20 protein-coding genes and 1 tRNA gene are annotated in these 21,346 nt (G+C 66.2%); 7 read left to right on the top strand and 14 right to left on the bottom strand.

The window, feature by feature from the left end; all coding sequences use genetic code 11:
• The first annotated feature begins 58 nt into the window (after positions 1 to 58).
• From hrcA to LQ953_RS01805, 3 genes are all read left to right on the top strand, one after another.
• On the top strand, positions 59 to 1,102 hold the full coding sequence (gene hrcA, locus LQ953_RS01815; RefSeq protein WP_231028730.1) for a heat-inducible transcriptional repressor HrcA: 1,044 nt from the start codon (positions 59 to 61) through the stop codon (positions 1,100 to 1,102).
• A 16-nt stretch (positions 1,103 to 1,118) separates the two neighbouring features.
• Positions 1,119 to 1,682, top strand: a complete 564-nt coding sequence (grpE, locus tag LQ953_RS01810; protein WP_231028729.1) for a nucleotide exchange factor GrpE — start codon at positions 1,119 to 1,121, stop codon at positions 1,680 to 1,682.
• Between the two features lie 400 nt (positions 1,683 to 2,082).
• Positions 2,083 to 2,352, top strand: a complete 270-nt coding sequence (locus tag LQ953_RS01805) for a hypothetical protein (RefSeq protein ID WP_231028728.1) — start codon at positions 2,083 to 2,085, stop codon at positions 2,350 to 2,352.
• A gap of 56 nt (positions 2,353 to 2,408) precedes the next feature.
• On the opposite strand, the gene LQ953_RS01800 is transcribed toward LQ953_RS01805, so the two are convergent.
• From LQ953_RS01800 to LQ953_RS01790, 3 genes are all read right to left on the bottom strand, one after another.
• Positions 2,409 to 3,824 carry a Gfo/Idh/MocA family protein gene (locus LQ953_RS01800; RefSeq protein WP_231028727.1) on the bottom strand — a complete coding sequence of 472 codons (1,416 nt, stop codon included), beginning with the start codon at positions 3,822 to 3,824 and terminating at the stop codon, positions 2,409 to 2,411.
• Between the two features lie 11 nt (positions 3,825 to 3,835).
• Positions 3,836 to 4,759: a VOC family protein gene (locus tag LQ953_RS01795; protein WP_231028726.1), complete on the bottom strand. Its 924-nt coding sequence runs from the start codon at positions 4,757 to 4,759 to the stop codon at positions 3,836 to 3,838.
• Positions 4,760 to 4,852: 93 nt separating this feature from the next.
• Positions 4,853 to 5,557 (bottom strand): hypothetical protein, encoded by a 705-nt coding sequence (locus LQ953_RS01790; protein WP_231028725.1) that lies wholly within the window; start codon positions 5,555 to 5,557, stop codon positions 4,853 to 4,855.
• Positions 5,558 to 5,765: 208 nt separating this feature from the next.
• On the opposite strand from LQ953_RS01790, the gene LQ953_RS01785 reads away from it, so the two are divergent.
• A tRNA-Gly gene (locus tag LQ953_RS01785) sits at positions 5,766 to 5,839 on the top strand.
• Positions 5,840 to 5,841: 2 nt separating this feature from the next.
• On the opposite strand, the gene LQ953_RS01780 is transcribed toward LQ953_RS01785, so the two are convergent.
• The 6 genes from LQ953_RS01780 to LQ953_RS01760 form a co-directional block, all read right to left on the bottom strand.
• On the bottom strand, positions 5,842 to 6,627 hold the full coding sequence (locus tag LQ953_RS01780; protein ID WP_231028724.1) for a hypothetical protein: 786 nt from the start codon (positions 6,625 to 6,627) through the stop codon (positions 5,842 to 5,844).
• Between the two features lie 132 nt (positions 6,628 to 6,759).
• A complete protein-coding gene (locus tag LQ953_RS16150) occupies positions 6,760 to 6,894 on the bottom strand; it encodes a hypothetical protein (protein WP_269141219.1) in 135 nt (44 codons plus the stop codon).
• A gap of 139 nt (positions 6,895 to 7,033) precedes the next feature.
• On the bottom strand, positions 7,034 to 8,152 hold the full coding sequence (locus tag LQ953_RS01775) for a glycosidase (protein ID WP_231028723.1): 1,119 nt from the start codon (positions 8,150 to 8,152) through the stop codon (positions 7,034 to 7,036).
• Entirely contained in the window at positions 8,149 to 8,907 is a 759-nt protein-coding gene (locus LQ953_RS01770) for an SDR family oxidoreductase (RefSeq protein ID WP_231028722.1), read from the bottom strand. The genes LQ953_RS01775 and LQ953_RS01770 overlap by 4 nt, the downstream gene beginning before the upstream one ends.
• A 64-nt stretch (positions 8,908 to 8,971) precedes the next feature.
• Positions 8,972 to 11,206 carry a hypothetical protein gene (locus LQ953_RS01765; protein WP_231028721.1) on the bottom strand — a complete coding sequence of 745 codons (2,235 nt, stop codon included), beginning with the start codon at positions 11,204 to 11,206 and terminating at the stop codon, positions 8,972 to 8,974.
• 38 nt (positions 11,207 to 11,244) lie between these two features.
• Positions 11,245 to 12,753 (bottom strand): MFS transporter, encoded by a 1,509-nt coding sequence (locus LQ953_RS01760; RefSeq protein WP_231028720.1) that lies wholly within the window; start codon positions 12,751 to 12,753, stop codon positions 11,245 to 11,247.
• Between the two features lie 123 nt (positions 12,754 to 12,876).
• Here LQ953_RS01760 and LQ953_RS01755 point away from each other — a divergent pair, with 123 nt between their 5' ends.
• Together LQ953_RS01755 and LQ953_RS01750 are read left to right on the top strand one after the other, a co-directional pair.
• Entirely contained in the window at positions 12,877 to 13,725 is an 849-nt protein-coding gene (locus LQ953_RS01755; RefSeq protein WP_231028719.1) for a diacylglycerol/lipid kinase family protein, read from the top strand.
• The gene (locus LQ953_RS01750) at positions 13,722 to 14,468 is read left to right on the top strand and encodes a metallophosphoesterase family protein (protein ID WP_231028718.1); all 747 of its coding nucleotides are present in this window, start codon (positions 13,722 to 13,724) and stop codon (positions 14,466 to 14,468) included. The genes LQ953_RS01755 and LQ953_RS01750 overlap by 4 nt, the downstream gene beginning before the upstream one ends.
• 291 nt (positions 14,469 to 14,759) lie before the next feature.
• Here LQ953_RS01750 and LQ953_RS01745 read toward each other — a convergent pair whose 3' ends face one another.
• From LQ953_RS01745 to LQ953_RS01725, 5 genes are all read right to left on the bottom strand, one after another.
• Positions 14,760 to 15,509, bottom strand: coding sequence for a class I SAM-dependent methyltransferase (locus tag LQ953_RS01745; protein WP_231028717.1), 750 nt, complete (start codon positions 15,507 to 15,509; stop codon positions 14,760 to 14,762).
• A 389-nt stretch (positions 15,510 to 15,898) separates the two neighbouring features.
• Positions 15,899 to 16,435: a 30S ribosomal protein S9 gene (rpsI, locus tag LQ953_RS01740; RefSeq protein ID WP_231028716.1), complete on the bottom strand. Its 537-nt coding sequence runs from the start codon at positions 16,433 to 16,435 to the stop codon at positions 15,899 to 15,901.
• The gene (rplM, locus tag LQ953_RS01735; RefSeq protein WP_231028715.1) at positions 16,435 to 16,914 is read right to left on the bottom strand and encodes a 50S ribosomal protein L13; all 480 of its coding nucleotides are present in this window, start codon (positions 16,912 to 16,914) and stop codon (positions 16,435 to 16,437) included. The genes rpsI and rplM overlap by 1 nt, the downstream gene beginning before the upstream one ends.
• A gap of 135 nt (positions 16,915 to 17,049) precedes the next feature.
• Positions 17,050 to 17,364 (bottom strand): divalent-cation tolerance protein CutA, encoded by a 315-nt coding sequence (cutA, locus tag LQ953_RS01730; protein ID WP_231028714.1) that lies wholly within the window; start codon positions 17,362 to 17,364, stop codon positions 17,050 to 17,052.
• Positions 17,361 to 18,380 (bottom strand): COX15/CtaA family protein, encoded by a 1,020-nt coding sequence (locus LQ953_RS01725; protein ID WP_231028713.1) that lies wholly within the window; start codon positions 18,378 to 18,380, stop codon positions 17,361 to 17,363. The genes cutA and LQ953_RS01725 overlap by 4 nt, the downstream gene beginning before the upstream one ends.
• Before the next feature lie 161 nt (positions 18,381 to 18,541).
• Between LQ953_RS01725 and LQ953_RS01720 the strand changes: the two genes are divergently transcribed.
• Positions 18,542 to 21,337: a TonB-dependent receptor gene (locus LQ953_RS01720; protein WP_231028712.1), complete on the top strand. Its 2,796-nt coding sequence runs from the start codon at positions 18,542 to 18,544 to the stop codon at positions 21,335 to 21,337.
• The last annotated feature ends 9 nt before the right edge of the window (positions 21,338 to 21,346 follow it).

Below are 21,346 nucleotides of genomic sequence, written 5' to 3'. Positions count from 1 at the left end.
TGCGCCGGGGAACTGAAGGTGTGCTTGAGGCGGGGCGCACAAACGCTACATAGACCGCATGACCATTCCTCCCATTGGCGAACTTACCGATCGCGCGCGCGACGTGTTCCGCATCGTGGTGGAATCCTATCTCGACACCGGCGCGCCGGTGGGGTCGCGGACCATATCCAAAATCTCGGCGCTGAACCTCTCGCCGGCCTCCATCCGCAACGTGATGCAGGACCTGGAGGAGGCCGGGCTGCTTGCCGCGCCGCATACCAGCGCCGGGCGGATGCCGACCGATGTCGGGCTGCGGCTGTTCGTCGACGGCATGATGCAGGCCAATGAGCCTTCGGCCGAAGAACGCGCCGCGATTGAGGCGCGGGCAGGGAAGGTGGGGCCGGTGGAAGAGGCGATTGCCAATACCACGGCCGCGCTGTCGGGCCTGTCGGCCTGCGCGGGACTCGTGCTGGTGCCCAAGGCCGAGCCGGTGCTGCGCCAGTTCGGCTTCGTGCCACTGAGCCAGGACCGCGCGCTCGCCGTGCTGGTCGGCGAGGACGGGTCGGTGGAGAACCGGGTCGTGCATCTGCCCGGCGGGATCGACCCGCATGCGCTGCAACAGGCGGCCAATTACATGAGCAGCATGCTGGCCGGACTGACGCTGGCGCAGGCGCGCGCGCGGATCGACCGCGACCTGACGCAGAAGCGCGCCGCGCTCGATTCGGCTGCGGCGCTGCTGGTGGAGCGGGGCCTGGCGGTGTGGAGCGAGGATGGCGACCGCCGCCCGGTGCTGATCGTGCGCGGGCAGGCCCGGCTGGTCGACGCCACGGCCGCCGAAGATCTGGAGCGGGTGCGCCAATTGCTCGACGAGCTGGAGGGCAAGGAAGAGATTTCCCGGCTGCTCGACAGCGCGCGCGAGGGCGAGGCGACGCGGATCTTCATCGGATCGGAGAACAAGCTGTTCGCGCTTTCCGGCTCGTCGGTGATCGCCAAGCCGGTGCGATCGCTGGATGGGCGCGTGGTCGGCGTGGTGGGCGTGATCGGCCCCACCCGGTTGAACTATGCCCGCGTCGTGCCCATGGTGGATTTCACGGCGGCCACCTTGGCCCGATTGCTCGCTTGAAGACGTACAGGGAACCATGACCGAGAACGAAAACATCAACGCTGACCTGCAGGACGCGGACAGCAACCTTCGCGAGGAAACCGCGGAAGCGGCACCCGAAGTGGCGGAGCATGACCGCACCGCCGAGCTGGAGTCGCAGCTCGCCGAGGCGAAACAGCAGGTGCTGTATGCGCAGGCCGAGACGCAGAATGTCCGCCGGCGGGCCGAGAAGGAAGCGCAGGACGCGCGCGCCTATGCCGCAACCGGCTTTGCGCGCGACGTGCTGTCGGTTGCCGACAATCTGGCGCGTGCGCTGGCGGCGATCCCCGCTGATCTGCGCGAGGACGAGAAGCTGAAGGGGCTGGTGACGGGCCTGGAGGCGACTGGCCGCGAGCTTGAGTCGGTGTTTGGCCGGCATGGCATCACCAAGATCTCGGCAGTGGGCGAGGCACTGGATCCGAACCGCCACCAGGCGATGATGGAAGTGCCGAGCGTTGACGCGGAGCCGGGTACGGTCGTGCAGGAAATCCAGTCGGGGTATATGATCAAGGACCGCCTGCTGCGCCCGGCGCTGGTTGGCGTGGCGAAGAAGCCGGACTGATCCTAGGCGGGTGGCCGGTGGGGGAGTGCCGAGCGCGCTTCCGCCGGCTGTGCTTGGGGTTGGGCCGCTCGAGCATCCTAGCCTTCATTCGTCGATACTCAAGTCCCCCTCCCTGAAAGGGAGGGGGTAGGGGTGGGTCGGAAAAGGGCGGGCTCGATGCCCGCCCTTTTCCCTCCTCCCAAGTATCTCGTTGGCTCGCTGCGCTCGCACCAGCATCAGGTGAACAGCGCCCCGCGCTGTTCAGGCCATGCCGGGGGGCATGGCCGACCTGTTGCTCCCAGCCCCTCCCTTGCAGGGAGGGGAGCTCTAAGTGGGTGCCGAAGAGACGGTAGCCGCCCGTCTAGCGGAACCTCGCCACCCCTTTGGCGCTTGGTTCGGTACAGAACGGGAGCGTTGTTAGATGACGGAAGCAATCTGGGGCGACGCATCGAAGAGCCCGGCCATTGACTGGTCGATGAGTGCCTCACTTGAGAATGTCGTGCGGAGCGAACAGGACATAGCCGAGGTCTCCAACCTCGAAGCGGTGGTCCGCGAGTGGCTGAAGCTCGACCCCGCGCACAAGGCGGCTGCCACGCTGTCGGTCGAGCGGCCGATCATTTTGGACGGCGCCTCGCACGACAGCTTGAGCGCGGACGGGATTGCCATGCTGGCGGAACGCCTGCCGGCCTAAGGCCGGGCGCTGCATCCCAGCGCTGCGCACCAAGCGCCGCTAGCGGAGCGGCTGGTTCACAGCGCCCATCCCTGACGATACTCACGGTCCAGGAAGCGGTTGGCATCCGGTAGATTGGTGATCCGCCCGCTGGCGCCATCATATTCGATCGGCTGATCCGCGCGCATAGCGACCATGCCGAGCAGCATCGTCTCGTTGAGCGGCACGGCGGCCGAGAAGGGCGAGGAGATCGCCTCTTCGCCGCGGATCGCGCGGATCCAGTTCATCTCATGACCATCGCGGCCGCCCTGGATGCGGGGCAGCGACACGGGCACCGCGGCAGCGCGCGCTTCGACGCCATCGCCGATCAGGACCGGCTTTTGTCCATAGGTTTCGTGCATCAGCATGCCGCGATCGCCGACATACAGCACACCGCCATCCGGGTTCATCCGTGCGCTTGCCGGCATCCCTGCGGGCGTTGGCGGCATCAGCCCGCCATCATACCAGGTCATCGTCAGCGGGCCGTGCTTGGCTTGCCCGAACTGATAGGTCGTGATGTTGGCGAGCGGATAGCTGCCCAGATCCGTCGGCGGCTTGCCGTCCCAGATATTGTCGTCGCCGCCCCAGCGGCTGTGCCGCGTCTCGATCCGCGTCGGCAGCCCCGGCTCCAGCGCCCAGAGCGGGAAGTCGACCAGATGCGCGCCCATGTCCCCGAGCGAGCCGATCCCGAACGGCACCCAGCCGCGCCAGTTGAAATGGGCGTAATCGGGATGATAGCCCCAATCCACCGCCGCCGGACCAAGCCACACGTCCCAGTCGAGGCTGGCCGGCTTCGGCACCGGGGCAGGACGTGCGTCGCCCTGTGGCCAGAGCGGGCGGTTGGTCCAGGCATGGACTTCGCGCACCCCCCCGATCACGCCGCCGCGGATCAGCTCCACCACCCGGCGGCCGTCATCACCCGAATGGCCCTGATTGCCCATCTGGGTTACCAGCTTCGGGTTCTTCGCCGCGAGATCGAGCAGCACCCGTCCTTCGCGAACCGTGTAGGTCAGCGGCTTTTGCACATAGACATGGATGCCGCGCTCCATCGCCATCTTGGCAGCGACCGCGTGATGATGGTCCGGCGTGGCGATCACCACGGCGTCGATGTCCTTGCGAGCGTCGAACATCCGCCGATAATCGGCGAACTTGGCGGCGCGGTCATAGGCCGCCTTGAGCGGCTGCAGGTCAGGGCGCGCCCCGCCCCTGTCACCGACGAACGCCTTGGCGACATGGGCGAGATCGACATCGGCCATCGCGACGATGTTCTGGCTGGTGAGCTTCGCCATGTTCTGCGCGCCCATGCCGCCCGCGCCGATCACTGCGACGTTGACGCGGTCGCTGGGCGCGATCTTTCGCGCAAAGGCAGTGCCGGGCAGGGTGAGCACGCCTGCGCTTGCCGCTGCGCCGCCCAGCCAGTCGCGCCGGGTGAGACCCGATCGTGCTTCGGTCATGCTGTACCCTTTTATTTGGTGGGACTGTCGGCGGTGAAGGGCGAGCAGCAGGGCTCGGCCACCGGCTGGAACTCCATCAGCTCCACGCGCGTGCCGTCGGGATCGTAGAGGTTGGCCTGCCACTTGCCGTCACGCCCCATTTGCGGGCCGTCATGGCGCGGGCTCAGCCGGTTCTCGGCGGTCAGTCGCGCGACCGTGGCCTTCATGTCGACGACGCCCAGCGACAGGTGATTGAGCACGCCGAGCAGCCGTCCGTCGACGCGCTTCTCGTCCACTGTCGAGCCCGGCCCGACCATCATATATTCGAGCCAGTCAGTGCCGTCGGGCACCTGTTGCGAGATCCAGTCGGTCGCGCCTTCCTTCATCGCGCCATACCAATAGGGGCGGAAGCCGAGCAGCGTGCGATAGAAGGTGTCCTGCGCCGCGCGGTCACGCACCACCTGTCCCACATGGATGATGCGGCCACTGACGGCGGTGGATGGGGTGCTCGCCGTCGCGGGGGGCTGGACGAAATGCACCTCGACCCCCTCGGGATCGCGGGTGCCGAACCAGCGTTCCCCGGACGCGCTGGTGGACAGCGCCGTCATGCCCTTCGCGCCGTGATCCAGCAGGTAGCGGCGCAGCGCAGCGGCATCGGTGGTGGTGTAGGCGACATGCGCCAGCCGGCTGGTTCCGTGTCCCGGCGGGAGGGGCAGGACCTGGACGAACTGCGTCTCGCTGAACAGGTACCGGGTGCCCTTCGGATTTTCCGGATCGGCCACCTTCCTCGCGCCGAGCACGCGGCCGTAAAAGCCGTCGGTTGCGGAGGGATCGGCGGCGTAGATCGCCAAGTGCGATACACCCGTGATCGCCGGCCGCTCCGTCTGCTGATTGGCCGGTGCCATGCCTGTGCCCAGGGTCAACATGGCCGCCAGCATCAACGCGCGTCGGATCATCGGCGCCTCTTCCTTTTTTGGTCTTGGCGCTAGCTTACATGCGGCGGCGCGGGCCGCAAGGCGGTCAGGCTTGAGCCGGCGCGGGAGCGTCTTTCACGATGCGCTGCGCTTTTTGTCGTACCAGCCAAAGGGCAGGAGCTGGTCGGCCAGCGCCTTGGCCCCCTTGCGATCGCCGCGCCGAAGCGGGCCCAGCACCGCCACTGCGGAGCGCTGGATGATGCGGTCAAGCGCGGTCGGGGTAGGGGCCTTGGATGCGGCCTCCAGCAAGCCAACGCCGCGGCTGTCCTCGGGATCGAGGTTTATCCGCATCAGGCCAGCCAGGCCCAAGAACATCGCCCTGCGGCCACCTAGGGCCACGCTCTTGTCCAATGCGGCGAGGCCGACGCTCTCCCGCGCGCCAGCCGCGGCACGGGCGACGAAGCGGCCTGCGTGCGAGATGATGCCCAGGTGCCAGGCGCCCAGACCCGCCTGCGCCTCCGCATTGCGGGGAAAACGGCCGACCACCTGCTCGAACTCCCGGCGCGCGGCGAGCGCCTGCGAGCGTTCGCCGGTAAGCTTTGCGTGATAGCCAAGCGCAATGGCGGCCAATACGGCGGCATCCTGATCGTCCTTGTTCCGCTGCAAGGCCGCGAGCGTGCCTGCACGCACGGTCTCGATCCGCTGTAGCGCGGTCGTCCGGCTGCGGTCCTGGAACGCCGCCTTGGTCAGCAGGTCACGGGCGCTCTGCGCGTGCGCGGCGCCGGGTAGCAGCGAGATTGCAGCGAACAGAGCGAGCGGAGCCGCGGAACCAAAACGCATCCATCATCCTCTGTTCAAACGGAAACATGCCCGTTTTCGACCTGGAGCGATCATGAAGCGCTGAACGCGCACGTCAAGGTGAAGCAGGGACGCGGCCGAGCAGATCGTATCTGCGTTGACCACAGGGCAGTGGTTGTGGCACTTGGCATTCGCATCGCTGCAAGGCAGTTTGTCAGCGGCGGCAGGAACTGAGGCAGTTCAGTCTCTTGCGGGTGTAGCTCAATGGTAGAGCAGAAGCTTCCCAAGCTTACGACGAGGGTTCGATTCCCTTCACCCGCTCCACGCTAAGCGCTGGTAAAGTTCGACGCCGCCAGGCGACCGCCCTCGTCATATTTGAGTTCCAGATAGCGCCCGAACACTTCGATCTGATCGGCCGGGGTGCGGCCGAGTTGTTCGCTTGCGCGTCCCAGCTCGGCTTCGATCAGTTGCAACCCGTTGATCAGATGGTCGTCGGGCGTGCGGCCATCGGCGCCTGGCGCGCGGCGGCTTGCAATGGGCACGGTTCGCCAGCCACCGACGAGTGTGGGCATTTCCTCTGCGACCAGCTTGCGGACGGCGGCGGCCGCCGGACTGCGGGGATCGAGCCGGCAAAGCTGTGGCGCCAGCGCATCGAGCCTCCAACTTATCGACTCCGCAAGCTGGGCGGCGGGAAGCGGCAAGCCGCGCCTCTGCGCCGCGAGCCAGATGATCGACTCCTCGGCCAGGCAGGGCAGGGGAGCCTGGGTCATGGCTTCGCGTCCCGGCGCAGCGCGGTCGGCCCGGATGATGATCAACAGCGTCAACAGCAGCATCACCGCCGACGCGGCGGCAAGCGCCACGCCGGGCGCGCTGACCGTCGCCAGCAGTGCCCAGGCGAGCAACGACGCGATGGCTGCCATGACCAGCCGGACCATGAGCCGCTTCCGGCGCCTTGCCTTCGCCTCACGCTCGCGGCGTGCCTGCTCCCGGCCTTCGGGCGACAGGCGGCGAAGCATTTCCTCGGCATGGGTGAGGCCGACATCAGCAAAGCTGACAGCGACTTTGCGCGCGCGGTGGATCAGCGGCTCGCCCGGACCGGCATCGTGGCTCATGGCGCCAAGATGGCGTGCCTTCGCGGTGGAATCCAGAGGGCGATCTGGCGGCGGTGTGGCGGTGGCTCCAACAATCCTCCACCTCCGGGGGAGGATTGCTCAGTTGCCGCGCTGCATGCGATCAGTCCGGCTTCACCCGCACTGCGCTTCCAACGCGGTCTGCACGGGATCGTACTGCACCGTCTCCATCGCGCGATTTACCTCCTGCTTGCGACGCAGTGCGGCAGCGTTTTTGCGGCGGAACATGCGAAGCCAATTCAGCGACACCTGGGCTCTCCCGATCAAGGACGGGCTGATCCTTGCGCACTGATGTTACGTAACGATTAAGCGCGCGCTACGCACTTTCCTGTTCCGCCGCGCGGGCCGCGGTCGCAGGGAGCGATGCGTCCTTCTGCGGCTCGGGGCTTCAGCCCGCGAAAGTCGATTTGGGGATGTGGGTGATGCGGCAGGCCAGGTCGGCTTCGCCGCTGGCGACGACATAATGATCGCCCGCATCGGCGATGCCGGTGGTGAACACCACGTCATGGACATACATCTTGTCCTCCATCGGCCGGGTAAGGTCGGGGTTCGCCTCCAGCAGCGGCGGGTGCCGGGTGCGGACCACCCTGGCAGGATCGTCGCGGTCGAGGATCGACCAATAGGTGCGGTAGACGCCGACAATCTCCTTGGGCTCCACGCCGTGCCACAGGGTGAGCCAGCCATCCTCGATCAGGATCGGCGGGGTGCCGCCGCCCATGCGCGCGGTGGCGACGGTCGCGGCGTGGGGGCGAATGCCGGGTTCGCGGTGGGGCTTCCAATGGAGCGCGTCGGGCGAGGTGGCCAAGTTGATCGAGGGACCGGCGCGCCAGTCGCTGCCCGGCGGATAGGCGAAGTACAGGTCGCCGAGCGGCCGGGTCTGCGCCCAGAACTTGCCGCCAACCTTGCCTTCGAAGATCAGCATGTCCTTGTTCTGGTGGTCGAGCACGATGTCCTCGAGCCGATAGTCGAGCCCGTTGTCCGAACTGTACAACGTGGTGCAATGGCGCTCGGGGCTGACCGAACAGGTTGTCATCAGCCAGCGGTTCTCCACCTTCGATACGCGTGCGTCCTCGACGCCATAGCATTGGAAGCTGGCCTGCGGGACGATCGCCTTGTCGTAGTGAACGGCGACTACCGCCAGACCGTCAGGCGATAGCTCGACCGGCAGGATCCAGGACAGCGAGGTGAGCGCCATCACTCGCCAGCGCCCGCCATAGATCAGGAATTTGCGCGGGTCGGACGTGTCGACCAACTCCAGCGGCCAGGCGTCCAGCACATATGCGCCGTCATCCCAGCGGATCGCATGCACATGCCCGTCGAAGATGGGCTTGCGCAGCGCCTCGGCAACGCGGACGAACATCGCCAGATTGCCGTTCGGCAGCCGCGTCAGTCCGGGATTGAAGGCGCCGAGCACATAGGTTTCGGCGTTCAGATGCCCAGCCAGGGGCGACCGGCTGAGATCCACATCGTCGGGCCCGAAGACGAGCCGGTCGACCGCAAACGTCATCGCGTCTGCAGGCGCGGCTCGACGCGCATCAGCGACACCACCGTACGCCGCGGCTGCGTAAGCATGAAGTGCGTCGCCGCGGCGATATCTTCGGCGCGCAGCATGTCGCCATGCGCGATCATCTCGCGCTGCTTTTCCACTGGCGTGTCGGGCAGCTGCATGTCGGAGCCGGTCAGGCCGGGTTCGATGTTGCCGACCTTGATGTCCTTTTCGGCCAGTTCCTTGCGTAGCGCCTCGGCAAAGGCTTCGACGCCGGTCTTGGTCGCGACATAGACCGTGGAGCTGCCGCCGCGCGACACGGACGACATCGACCCGATGAAGACGATGTCGCTGCCCGGACCCATCCGGTCCACCGCCGCCTTGGCGACGGTCATGTGCGAGGTGAGGTTGGTGTCCACCGTGTAGCGGATATCGGCGGTGTCGGTATCGTCCAGCCCATCGGCGGCGAGGCCTGCGTTGATGACTGCGATGTCGACGCCGCCCAGGAACGCTTCACCCGCCGCGACGAAGCGGTCGACGCCGTCCTGGCTCGCCAGGTCGACGGCGATGCCGTCGCCTTCGCCCACTTCGCGGATACGCGTCAGCGCGTCGTCTAGATGTTCCGGCGTGCGCCCGCACACGAACACCTTGGCGCCTTCGGACGCCAGCAAAACGGCAATGGCGCGGCCGATGCCGGTGGTGCCGCCGGTGACCAGGGCGCGGCGCCCGGCAAGGCTGGGCTGCGCGGTATGCGCGTCGGTAGCGGGATTGGGCATGATGAGGAACTCCGTTGCAAGCCGGTTTGCCACGAACAAGGAATGGCCCGCGCTTAGGTTCCGTTCACCACGCGATGCTGACGCGGCCATTGGCGGGCACGTGATATTCGATGCGGTCGTCCACCGTCCGGCCGCGCACCCGGTCGCCGGCCATGGTGGTGACGGTGAAGTCAGGCAGCTTTTCCTTGCCCGTGCGGATCAGGCACAGCCGCGCAGTACAGCCTTCCGCGCCGCTCAGCTGGAAGTTGAACGCGCGCTCGGCAGGACGATCGCTTGCTAGCAGGAAGTGGTCGCAGAACAACCGGAATGGCGCATCGCCTACGGGGTGGAAGGTTCGGCTGGCGAACACGAAGGCGGCGCCGGCGCCGTATATCTCCTGGCCCACCTGTCCGGCCTGCTGCCCATCGACATACAGGTCCTCGACCGGGAAAGAGAGGTTCCGGTCGACATAGCTGTTGCGGACATTCTCGCTCGCCACGGCTTCTTCGGGTAGCGCGTCGGGATAGTAGAACCAGGCGCGATCGAGCGCGTAGCGGCAATACTCGCCCAACAGCAGCTGTACCGCGGGCTCCAAGTCAGGGCCGCTGTCTTTCAGATAGCGCTCGAACGCCGCGAAGCTGTCGAAGCACTCATACATCGCCATGTAGGGCGCGTCGTGCAGCGCGGTGACGCCCAGGAAGTTGCGGTAATGCTTGGCATGATCGATCTCGGACTCCCAGATCGACGCGTTGTGGAAGAAGCTGGCCAAGTAGACATAGCTCTGGTCCAGATACGCTTCGTCATTGGTGATCCGCCACAGCCGCATGCAGGCCGAAGCGCCCCAGGCGGTCAGGTTCGCCTGATAATTGAGTTCGAAGCGCATGCCGCGCGCCGCGTCGATCGCCGCGCGCGCCTCGTCCAGGAAGCGCTTGTCATCGGTCAGTTCGAACGCCTGGAGCATGACATAGGCATAGATGCCGCCGACATCGGTCTGGCCCAGCCCCTCGTCGTCGCGCGCCGCGGTGATGACGGTGAAGTCGGTCACCTTATACTGGATCGGCCAACGATAGTCGAAATGGTGCGCGGCCTCGATGCCGAAGTCGATCGACTCCAGGAACAGCCTGCGCGCGCGCTTGTCGCCATCGGTCGCCAGGTGCCCCAGGTTCATCAGCGGGTGGTACAGATACCAGCTGTCGACCGCGTCCTTGTCCTTGTCCGGCCCCACATTGGGCAGGTAGCGCCGCACCGTCTTGAGCTTGGGGTCATAGAATTTGCGCAGCCCCGCCTTCAGCTCGCCGAGCAGGGGGATGTCCTGCTTCTTCCACGCTTCATAGTCGCGGATCGAGGCGAGCACCGACATCTGCACCATCGAGTCCGGATATTCAGTGGCGGTGTAGGGATGGATGTAGCGGAACCCGTAGTGGCGGATGGTCGCCTGGGGCGCCTGGTCCAAGTCGCGCAGCGAGCGCTCGGCGCGGTCGACCCAGTCGCGATATTCGGTCGGCGGCAGCTCGAGACGCCGATAGATCGCGCCCAGCAGCATCAGGTAGCGCCGCGCCATCACCGTCTCATCGGCGTCGGCTTCGTCGTGAAAGGCCAGATAGCTGTCGAGGATGACCATGTCCTCGCCCTCGGGAAGTGGGTCGAGCGGCGGCTTGCCCTTTTGCGGCGCGGTGGGCGGCAGATAACCAATTTCGGGCCATTCCCCGCCGACGGCGCCGTCCGGCTTGGTGCCGGTCGCCTCGAAATAGGGATTCAGCGTCGTGAAGTTCTGGAAGTACAGCGTGCTGCCGAACGCGGGCTCGGTCATCCGGAAATAGCTCACGCCCGCGTTCATGCCGCGCTGCGCGGCTTCCACCTGACCGATGGCGCCGGCCGGATCGTCATCCGCGTACAGCGGGTACAGGTCGCGCGGCAGGAACGGCACCAGCAGCGGCGCGCTCGGGCGCAGGGAGGTGGTCACGCGCAGCACGGGCAGCGCGTCCTCGTGCAGGCGGATGGCGACGCTCTGCCGCCCGATCACTGTGTCGAACTCCAGCCGCAGCGTCTCGTCACCCTCGGCACGGCGCGTGCGCACTTCGCCGCAGCCACCCGGCGCATGCGCCGCCCGCAGCGCCACCCCGCCATGGCCTTCGCGGCGTACGATCAGCCACAGCGCGTCGCGCCCGGCACATACCGCGATCGACCGCTCACCCAGCGCAAGCGTCGCCACTTCCTCCATGCCCGCGCGCAGTTCCTCACGCAGCAGCAACACGTTGGGCGACACGCCGGGAAGCTTGCCCGCTTTGGCGCGGGCGGGAAGGGTAGTGGTCCTGGTCATCAACGATCAACCTCCATGTCTTTCAGCGGTTTCCGAAGCTAACCTCGATCAGCGAAGCGCTGGCGGCGCAGGAAGCGGGCGCGCAGCGATGCGTCGCGGAGAAAGCCGGCGGGAAGATCGGTCAGGCCGCGCAGCCCCGCGACGGTGGAAATGTTGCGCACCGTGCGGCGGGTGTGGAGCAACACCTGCTGCACCATCTCGCCACGCCGAATCTCGCCGCTTTCCTGCACCAGCGCCAGGCGGTGGATGGCGTACAGCCCCAGCACCCCGGCGATGAGGAAGTAGAAATCCCACTGCGACAGCCGCAGCGGCGACACCGTCGCCACGCCCTGGGGGCTGGTCCAGCGCAGCAGCAGCTCGAATTGGCGCAGCCGGAAGAAGTCGGCGAATGCCCCGCCCAGGATGGGCGCGATGCCCGCCGCCACCGCCGTCGCCAGGCCTGCGGTTGCGACATAGGCGGTAGAGGATCCCTTGGGCGACAACTTCAACGCGATGGAGGTGGTGGCCAGCGTCGCGCCCGCCACCGCGCTGCCCATGAACAGGTGCAGCACGATCAGATACGCCACCAGCCACGGGCCATGCGTGATCTGCGACGCGCCGATCATCGCCACAATGCAGGCGATATAGGTGGGCGCGGCGACCAGCAGCACCGACTTGTTGGCGAACCGATCGGCCAGCGCGCCCCAGTTGCGCAGCGCGACTAGGTTGGAAAGCTGGCTCACCACGCTCAGCACCATGACAAAGGTCATGTCGAAGCCGAGCTGCTGGACGATGAACACCGTGAAGAACGGGGTCGCCAGGTTGATGGCGAATTGCCAGGCGGCAAGGAAGATCGTGAGCTGCCGGAAATTATAGTCGGCCAGCGGCTCGCGCAGCAATGCCACCAGCCCCAGCTTTACGTCTGGCTGCGGCGGCATCGCGGGTTCGGGGATCCGCGCGGTTAGCCACGCGCTGACCAGCCCTGAGACAAAGCCCAATCCATAGAGCGCGCCAAAGGTCAGGCTGCGCCACCACGATCCCTCCGGCGTGCGGTCGAGCACCACCGCGGCGGCGATGCCCGCCACCAGGCTGATCGCGGCGGCAAAGCTCGTTCGCCTGGCGAACACCCAGCCTAATCGGTCCTCGGGCGCCAGGTCGCGCATCCATGCGCTCCACGCACAACTGCCCACCGCTGCCATGCCGCACAGCACCAGCTGCCCCAGGATCAGCGCGGCGATTCCCAAGTCGCGAGGGAGAAATGCGGAGAGCGCCATCAGCGCCAGCATGCCGCGCCCGATCAGGCTGGACGCGACCGAGATCAGCTTGCGCTGCCGCAGCCGCTCGACCAGCAGGATCGTCGGCGCCTGGAGCAGCTGGCCCAGGAAGGGCGCGGAGGCCAGAACTCCGATCACCAGGTTCGACGCGCCCAGGTGCAGCGCGAACGCCGTCAGAATCACGCCGCTGGTCAGCGCGGTAGTGGTGCTGGCAAAGGCGGACTCGGTGACGAGCTGACGTAGCGCACGGTCGCGCTCGGTATCGCTGACGCTGTGCTGTGGCTGTAGCGCCATAGGGTTGCGGCCTCGTGCTCGGGTGCGAGTGTCGCTCAAAGGCTTTGTGCGGCGTGCGGTTCCATTGTTGCTGCACTGCGCAGAAGACCGGGACCAAACGCCGCTTCGCGCGTTGCCGGGGCCATGGAAAAGCTCTGGTTCATCACCAATCCCAATTCCGGATCGGCGACCCGCACCAAATGCGAGGCGCTGGAGGCGGTGTTCGAAGAGCGTGGCCTGACGCTTGCCGGCCGCACCGAATTTCCCGACCAGAGCCTTCCTGTAGCCGCTGATCTAGACAAGGCGGGTGTCGACACGGTGGTGCTGTTCGCCGGCGACGGCACCATCAACGCCGCGCTTTCCGCGCTGGAGCAGTGGCAGGGCGCGTTCCTGATCCTGCCCGGCGGCACGATGAACCTGCTCGCCAAGGGACTGCACAGCGAAACCGACCCGCACAAGATCGTGCACGCCGCGCACCAGTGCGATCGCCGCGTGGCGCTGCCTTATGTGGAGGCCGGCGCGCATCGCGCCTTTGTCGGGCTGATCCTTGGCCCTGCCGCCACCTGGTTCCGCGCGCGCGAAGCCGTGCGCGACGGCCGCTTGCGCCGGCTGGTCGGCGCGGCCCGTGCCGCACTTCGCCGCACCTTTGGCGATCGCGGTATCCGCGTCGACGGCGCCAAGGGACTGCGCGATCAGTATCAGGCGGTGTTCGTCACCCCCGATGTCCACGGTCTGGAAGTCACCGGCGTCGACGCGCGCGACTGGCGGTCGATCGTTGAGCTCGGCTGGGACTGGATGACCGGCGACTGGGTCGAGGCACGCGCCGTCACCCAGACCCGCGCCGAGCGGCTGCGCATTCGCGGCAAGCGCCGGGTGCTCGCCCTGTTCGATGGTGAACCCGTCACGCTCGACCCGCACGAAACCATCAAGGCCGGCAAGAGCCTGGAAACGTTCATCGCCACGCGCCCTGACCCGGAGGTTCCCGCAGCATGACCCGCATCTTCCATGTCAGCGACGTCCATTTCGGCCGCGAGGACACCGAAGCGATCGAATGGTTCGACCGCAAAGTGCAGGAGGAAAAGCCTGACGCCGTCATCATGACCGGCGACCTGACCATGCGGGCGCGTTCCGCCGAGTTCGCCGCCGCCGGCAAATGGCTGCAAAGCCTGAACGTGCCGGTGACGGTGGAAGTGGGCAACCACGACCTTCCGTATTTCAATCTCTTCGCCCGCTTCTTCACACCCTACAAACGCTACAAGGCGATCGAACGCATGATCGAGAAGCCGCTCGACGTGAAGGGCGTGGCGGTCGTGCCGCTCAAGACCACCGCCCGTTTCCAGTTCCGCACCAACTGGTCGAAAGGCTATATCGGGACCGGCGAACTCCAGAAGTCGCTGGCGCTGGCCGAAGCGGTGCCCCCGGGCGACCTGATCTTCATCGCCGCGCACCATCCGCTGATCGAAGCCGGCACCCGCGCCACCTCGATGACTCGCCACGGCCGCTCGGCGCTCGACGCGCTGGCGCAGGCGGGGGCCCATGCCGTGCTGTCGGGCCATGTGCACGATCCGTTCGACGTCGAGCACCAGGTAAACGGCCGCACCGTCCGCCTGATCGGTGCGGGCACGCTCTCCAAGCGCACGCGCGACAAGCCGCCTTCGTTCAATGAAATCCGCATTGACGGCAGCAGCTTCGAGACCGTCGCCCGGTTCAAGGGCGAGGGGTCGGTGCCGTTGTAAGATCTTCCCGGGAAAGCTCAAAACCACCCGTCATCCCGGCCTTGAGCCGGGATCCCGCTTCTTCTTGGCCGGAAACGGCAGCGGAACCCCGGCTCAAGGCTGGGGGTGACGAAGAATAGGGCCTGGAAGAGGAGTGGCTTCGAATAAATCCTCCCCCGGAGGGGGAGGTGGCAGCCCGAAGGGCTGACGGAGGGGTATCCCCGCCGCTTGGAGCGTACCTCCGTCTGAAACGCTGACACCCCTCCGTCGCGCTTCGCGCGCCACCTCCCCTCGCAGGGGAGGATCTCACGCTCACGCCACTCGCGTGCCCACCAGCGTCCCCTTGGTTCCAGCATGCACCAACCTAAACTCGAACCCCGGCCACCTCCGCCGCCAACGCTGCGCCACCACGCGCTCGCCCGGCCGGGCCGCGTCGTCGAGCAGCACCGTGCCGCCCACCGGCAGCCGGTCGAACAGCGTCTCCGCCGCGCCCCGGACGAACGGATGGATCGTCCAGGGCGGGCCGTCGATCACCAGCAGGTCGATCCGCGCGGGCAGGCCGCCATGATCGTACCAGATGCCCGGCCATCCGCCCGGCGAGCGGCGGAACGGCGTCGCGCGCAGATCGGCGTCCACGCCATTGTCGCGCAGCCATTGCCGCGTCGCGGCGACAAAGCCAGGATGCTGGTCGCAGCTGATCAGCCGCCCCTCGCCGTTGCGTTGCAGCGCCCGCGCCGCGACTAGGCTCGATGCGCCAGCGCCCAGTTCCACCACGGTTTGCGGCCGCTGCGCCTCGATCCGGTCGACCAGCAAAGTCAGGAACCCGGCATCGGCCTTCCAGCTGCCCAGATGGGGCAGGGCGTCAAGTGCTAGCCCCAGCCGCTCGACCAAGGCCGCCCTTGCCTCCGCCGATCCGCCGGAGAGGCTGCGCAACAGCCAGGGCCAGTTCAGCAGCCCGAAGAACAGCAATTGCGCGATCTCGACCGGGGTGCGCCGCACGCCTTGCGGCCACACATCGTCATCGGCACGCGGCAGGAACGAGGTCATCTCGCGTGAGGTCATCGCCACCCCCAGTTCGCCTCCGGCGCCCTTGCAGCGCGGGTCCGGCTCCCGGGAGCGAGGCTTACCGGCCTTGTCCCCGCTTGTCTGCGCCAAGATAAACCGCTCGTCTTATGGAGGCGGCCCGGCTCGTTGCTCCAGCACCCACCGCCAAACCCACTTAGGAGTTCCCCGGCGAAGGCCGGGGCCCAGTTGCCTAGGTGTTTCGAGGGCGCGGGACCCTAGCCGATACTGCATTGCAGCTGGGCCCCGGCCTTCGCCGGGGAACTAGTGAAAATCGGTGGTCCGTGACTCCGGCTGCGCGCGCCGCGCGAACAAACATGCTCCGCCCACACAAACAAAAAGGGCGGCCCGTTGCCGGACCGCCCCAATCGTGTTCGAGTGTGAACCGCTTAGCGCTTCGAGAACTGGAAGCTACGACGTGCCTTGGCACGGCCATACTTCTTACGCTCGACGGTACGGCTGTCGCGGGTCAGGAAGCCTGCTGCCTTCACCGGGGCGCGAAGCACCGGCTCGAAGCGGGTCAGCGCCTGGCTGATGCCGTGCTTGACCGCGCCGGCCTGGCCCGAAAGGCCACCGCCCTTGACGGTGCAGATCACGTCATACTGACCTTCACGCTCGGCGACGCCGAACGGCTGGTTGATCACGAGGCGCAGCGTCGGACGTGCGAAATACACTTCCTGGTCGCGACCGTTGATGGTGATCTTGCCGGTGCCCGGCTTGATCCACACGCGGGCAACGGCGTCCTTACGACGGCCGGTCGCATAGGCGCGGCCGTACTGGTCCAGCTGCTGCTCGCGCAGGGGCATGGTGGAAACGGGAGCCTGGGTGGCGGGAGCGGCGGTCTCGCCACCGGCGGTTGCCTCGGCAGCCGGCGCGCCTGCGGCCAGGTTGCCCAGATCGGAAAGGGACTGGCGGTTGTCAGACATTATGCGCCCACCTTGTTCTTGCGGTTCATCGACGCGATGTCGAGGACTTCGGGGTTCTGCGCGGCGTGCGGATGCTCGGTGCCGGCGAAGATGCGCAGGTTGCGCATCTGCTGACGGCCCAGCGGACCGCGCGGGATCATGCGCTCCACGGCCTTTTCCAGAACGCGCTCCGGGAAGCGGCCCTCCAGGACCTTGGCTGCGGTGATTTCCTTGATGCCGCCGGCATAACCGGTGTGCTTGTAATACACCTTGTCCTGCAGCTTCTTGCCGGTGAACCGGATCTTGTCCGCGTTGATCACGATGACATTGTCACCGCAATCGACGTGCGGGGTGAAGCTCGGCTTGTGCTTGCCGCGCAGGACGTTGGCGATGATCGTCGCTGCACGACCGACCACCAGGCCGTCGGCATCGACGATGTGCCACTTCTTCTCCACCTCAGCCGGTTTTGCCGACTTGGTGGTCTTCATCAGCTCCTTCATGGGGCCGGGACCTTTCGTATGAAACGCGAACGCGCCACCGAAAGGGCAGCGCGATTGGGCGCCATTTGCTCAGGAGCGGTGCAAAAGTCAAGCAAATGCGTGCCATTGCTGACGGGTATCATGATACCATGCGGCTTAGCCGGTGGCGTCGTGCACCCATTTGAACACCGCCGACCCCGCCGCAACCGGCCATGCCTCGATCACCGGCAGATCATAGGAATGCAGCTCTGCGATCCGCGCGCGAAGCTGCCCCACCAGCTCGGGCGTAGTCTTGAACAGCACCGGCACTTCCTCCGCCCGCTCGACCTCGCCCTGCCAGCGATACACCGACACGCACGGCGCCAGGATGTTCGCGCATGCGGCCAGCCGCTCGGTGATCGCAGCCTCTACGACACGCTCTACTTCGGCGGAATCGGCAAAGATTGCATGTACCAGCGCAATGTCGCTCATGCCTTGCGCCCCACCACATGCGCGCCCCAGACCGTGGCAATGACCAGCAACGCGCCAACCAGTTGGTGCAGCGCGGCCAGGGTGATGTTCACCTGACTCATGACGGTCGCGATGCCCAGCAGGATCTGGATGCCAAAGGCGCTGTGAATCGCGATGGACGCGCGCCGCTGGATCGGCTTGGTCCGTCGCGCAAGCACGATCAGCGCCGCCACGGCCACCCAGGCCCACCAGCGGTGCACGAAGTGCACGATCGCCGGATCGTCGATCAAGGCCTCCAGCGCGGACCGCCCGGCAACCGTTGCTCCAGGAAAGAACTGTCCGTTCATCAAAGGCCACTCGTCGGTGACCAGCCCGGCATTCAGCCCGGCGACCAGCGCGCCATAGAAGAGCTGCACGAACAGCACGGTCACGGTGATGCCGCCGAGCAACGTCAGCCGGGCAGGGCGGTTCTCCCCCGTTCGGGCGAGTTGCCGTAGGTCGAGCGCGGTCCACACGATCCCGGCCAAGGTGAACAACGCGACCAGCAGGTGCGTCGCGAGGCGGGTGTGCGCGACATCGGTGCGCACCGACAGACCCGACTTCACCATCCACCACCCGATCGCGCCTTGCAGTCCGCCCAAGGCCAGCAGCGATACCAGCCGCCAGCCATAGCCGCGCGGGATCTGCCGCCGCACCGCGAACCACAGCAGCGGCAGCGCGAAGGCCAGCCCGATCACGCGTCCGAGCAGCCGGTGGAGATACTCCCAGAAGAAGATCTGCTTGAACCCGGCGAGCGTCATGCCCTGGTTCAGCTGCTGATATTCGGGAATGCGCTTGTACTTGTCGAACTCGGCTTGCCACTGCCCGTCGTTCAGCGGCGGCACGATGCCGGAGACCGGCTTCCACTGCGTGATCGACAGGCCCGACTCGGTCAGCCGGGTGATGCCGCCGATCACCACCATCAGCACGATCAGGATGGCGACGGTAAACAGCCAGTTGGCGATTGCCCGAGGCCGGGCAGAGGTCATGTTCAGCATGGTCGCGCTGTACCCGCAGTGTTGCATAAAAACGAGAGCTGCCAAAGAATCTTAATAATCTGCTTTATTTATACTCGGACATATTGTGGGGCGCTACACTGCGCGATATGGCGAGCCGTCAGGGCAGAAAACTGCCAGCAACATCTAAGGGGAGAGGCTGTATGAAAGCCAAAGCGCTTCTTTGCGTATCGGTGTCCGCGTTTTCGATGGTTCTGGGCGCTTCGCCTGCTGCGGCGCAGGATGCGTCAGCCGATCAGGCGCAGGAGGCACCGAAGCCCGCGGGTCCGTCCGATCAGAACGTCAACCCCTCCGCTCCCGCACCTTCCGAGCAGATCGAGTCGACGGGCGCGACTGACGAGGTCGTCGTCACCGGTCTGCGTCGCAGCCTGGAGTCCTCCCAGCGGATCAAGCGCGAGTCCGACGGTATCGTCGACGCGATCGTCGCTGAGGACATCGGCAAGCTGCCGGACACCTTCGCGTCCTCTGCACTTCAGCGGGTTGCTGGCGTCAACGTCACGCGCGGCGGCGGCGAGTCGGCCGGCGTCACCGTGCGCGGCCTTCCCGACCTGACCACCACCTATAACGGCCGTCAGATCTTCACTGCCGAAGGCCGCTACGTTCAGATCCAGGACTTCCCCGCCGGCACTGTCGCCGCACTGGAAGTCTACAAGTCCGGCCTCGCCCCGCAGATCGAAGGCGGCATCGCCGGCGCGGTCAACGTCCGCGGGCGCCGCCCGTTCGACTTCCAGGGTTTCGAGCTGTCAGGCTCGCTTAATTATGTCCATTCTGAGCAGTCGCAAGGTGGCGTGCCCAACGGCAACCTGCTGATCAGCAACCGCTGGGATACCGGCATCGGCGAGATGGGCCTGCTGGTGAACGGCTCCTATGTCGGCATCGACTTCCTGGACTCGACCCGTGAGCAGTCGCTGGTGATCGGCACCACCAACGCGGCGAATGCCCCGACCGCGCAGGCCGGCCTGCGTTTCCCGGACGCGCAGGGCAATTTCCTGGGCTATGGTAGCCGCTACCGCCCCTCGGCCAACGCCGCCTTCCAGTGGAAGCCCACGCCCGAGCTCGAGATCTACCTCGATGGTCTGTACCAGGGCTTCCGTTCGAAGGACTATAACCGCTGGATGTTCATCCCGATCTTCGGCGATGGCATGACGCTTTCGAACGTCGCCACGATCCCGGGCACCAACCAGATATCGACGGCCACCGTCAACGGCGCGGCGCGTCCCGATGGCTATACCGGCTCGTTCAACGGCAAGACCGACACCTACCAGTTCGGCGGCGGCGCCGTCTGGAACAAGGACCGGCTGCGTCTTTCGGCCGATGTCGCCTATACCGACAGCCAGTACAGTGCGAACAACGTCAACATCGATTATGCCGCGGCAAGCTCCCCCGTGCGCAACGTCCAGTTCGATGCCGCGCATGACGGGGGGCCGACCCAGCGCTTCGTGAACTTCAACCTCAGCGATCCCGCCAATTTCATCAGCCGTGGGCTCTGGCAGGAACTGCTCGTGGTGAACGGCAAGGATCTCCAGGCACGTGCCGATCTGTCCTACGATGTCGACCTTGGGTTCCTGAAGCGTTTCGACGTCGGCGTGCGCTTCGCCGATCGTGATGCCGGCCGCGATCTGGGTAACCTCTACATCAACAATGAAGGGGCGCGCATTCCGCTGACGTCGCTTCCCGGTCTGGACGTCCGCACCAGCCTGCCGGGCTTCACCTTCAACCGGGTGCAGCCGAACGTCTTCTATGCCGCGCCGACCCGCGACAGCATCCGCGACAATCTCACCGAGCTGCGCAGCTTCTTCGGCGTGCCCGCGGGGATCCCGCCCTTCAACCCGGCCGAAAACTTCCGCGCCAACGAGAAGTCCTACGCCGCCTATGCGCAGCTGAAATACGGCTTCGAGCTGGGTTCCACGGTCCTGGACGGCGTCGTCGGCCTGCGCGCGGTCAAGACCAAGACGAAGATTAATGGCTTCTCACGCGAAGAGGGCGTGGGCGGTGTGATCACCAATCCGGCGATCTCTGCTGAAAGCGAGTATACCGACTATCTGCCCAACGTGAGCGCGCGCGTGGGCCTAACCGACAAGCTGCAGCTGCGTCTTGCCTATACCCAAACGCGCACGCGTCCGAACTTCTTCGATCTTCGCCCGAACCTGTCGCTCGGCCAGCCGGTGATCCTTGCACCCGGGGATCCCTGCCTCACCGACGCGACGCCGGCTGTCTGCGTAGAGCGTCTGCGCCGCGGCGGTTCGGCCGGCAACCCGAACCTCAAGCCGCTCACTTCGGACAATTACGACGTCAGCCTGGAATATTACTTCTCCCGGACCGGCTCGTTCACTGCGGCGATCTTCCGCCACGACGCGCAGGGTTTCCTGGCGACCGTGGCGGACCGCTCCACCCCCGGCTTGCGCATCGACCGGCCGATCAACCTGGGCCAGACCCGCATCCAGGGCGCGGAGGTGACCTTCACCAGCTTCCTCGACATCGACGGGCTGCCGGATTGGGCCAAGGGCTTCGGCATCCAGGCCAATGGCACCTATCTCGATGCCAAGGGCGATCTTCAGCCGAACTTCGCCTCGACGCTCGGCAACGAGCAGCAGGTGTTCCCCGGCGTTTCGAAATGGGCGTACAATCTGGTTGCTCTGTACGAGAAGCCGCAGTTCTCGGCGCGTCTGGCCTATAACTACCGCTCGACGTTCGTGACCGCCTACACACTCGAAGCGCTCGACCCGATCGCACACGCCATCAAGGAAAAGGGCCGCGGCCAGCTCGATTTCTCGACGTCGGTCACGCCTGTGCCGAACATCACGCTTGCGTTCGACATCGTGAACCTGCTCGGCAATCCGCTCCAGCGCTCGCGTCAGTACGACACCGGCGACAGCTATGCGCGCCAGGTGCTCTACCTCGAGCGCAGCTACTCGCTCGGCGTGCGGTTCCGCTTCTGACGATCCCGG

Origin of the sequence: Sphingomonas sp. IC-56 (assembly GCF_021043375.1) — a bacterium.
In the GTDB taxonomy this organism is placed as follows: domain Bacteria; phylum Pseudomonadota; class Alphaproteobacteria; order Sphingomonadales; family Sphingomonadaceae; genus Sphingomonas.
The sequence above is the reverse complement of the archived record's forward strand: the minus strand, read 5'-3'. Positions and strand labels throughout refer to the sequence as shown.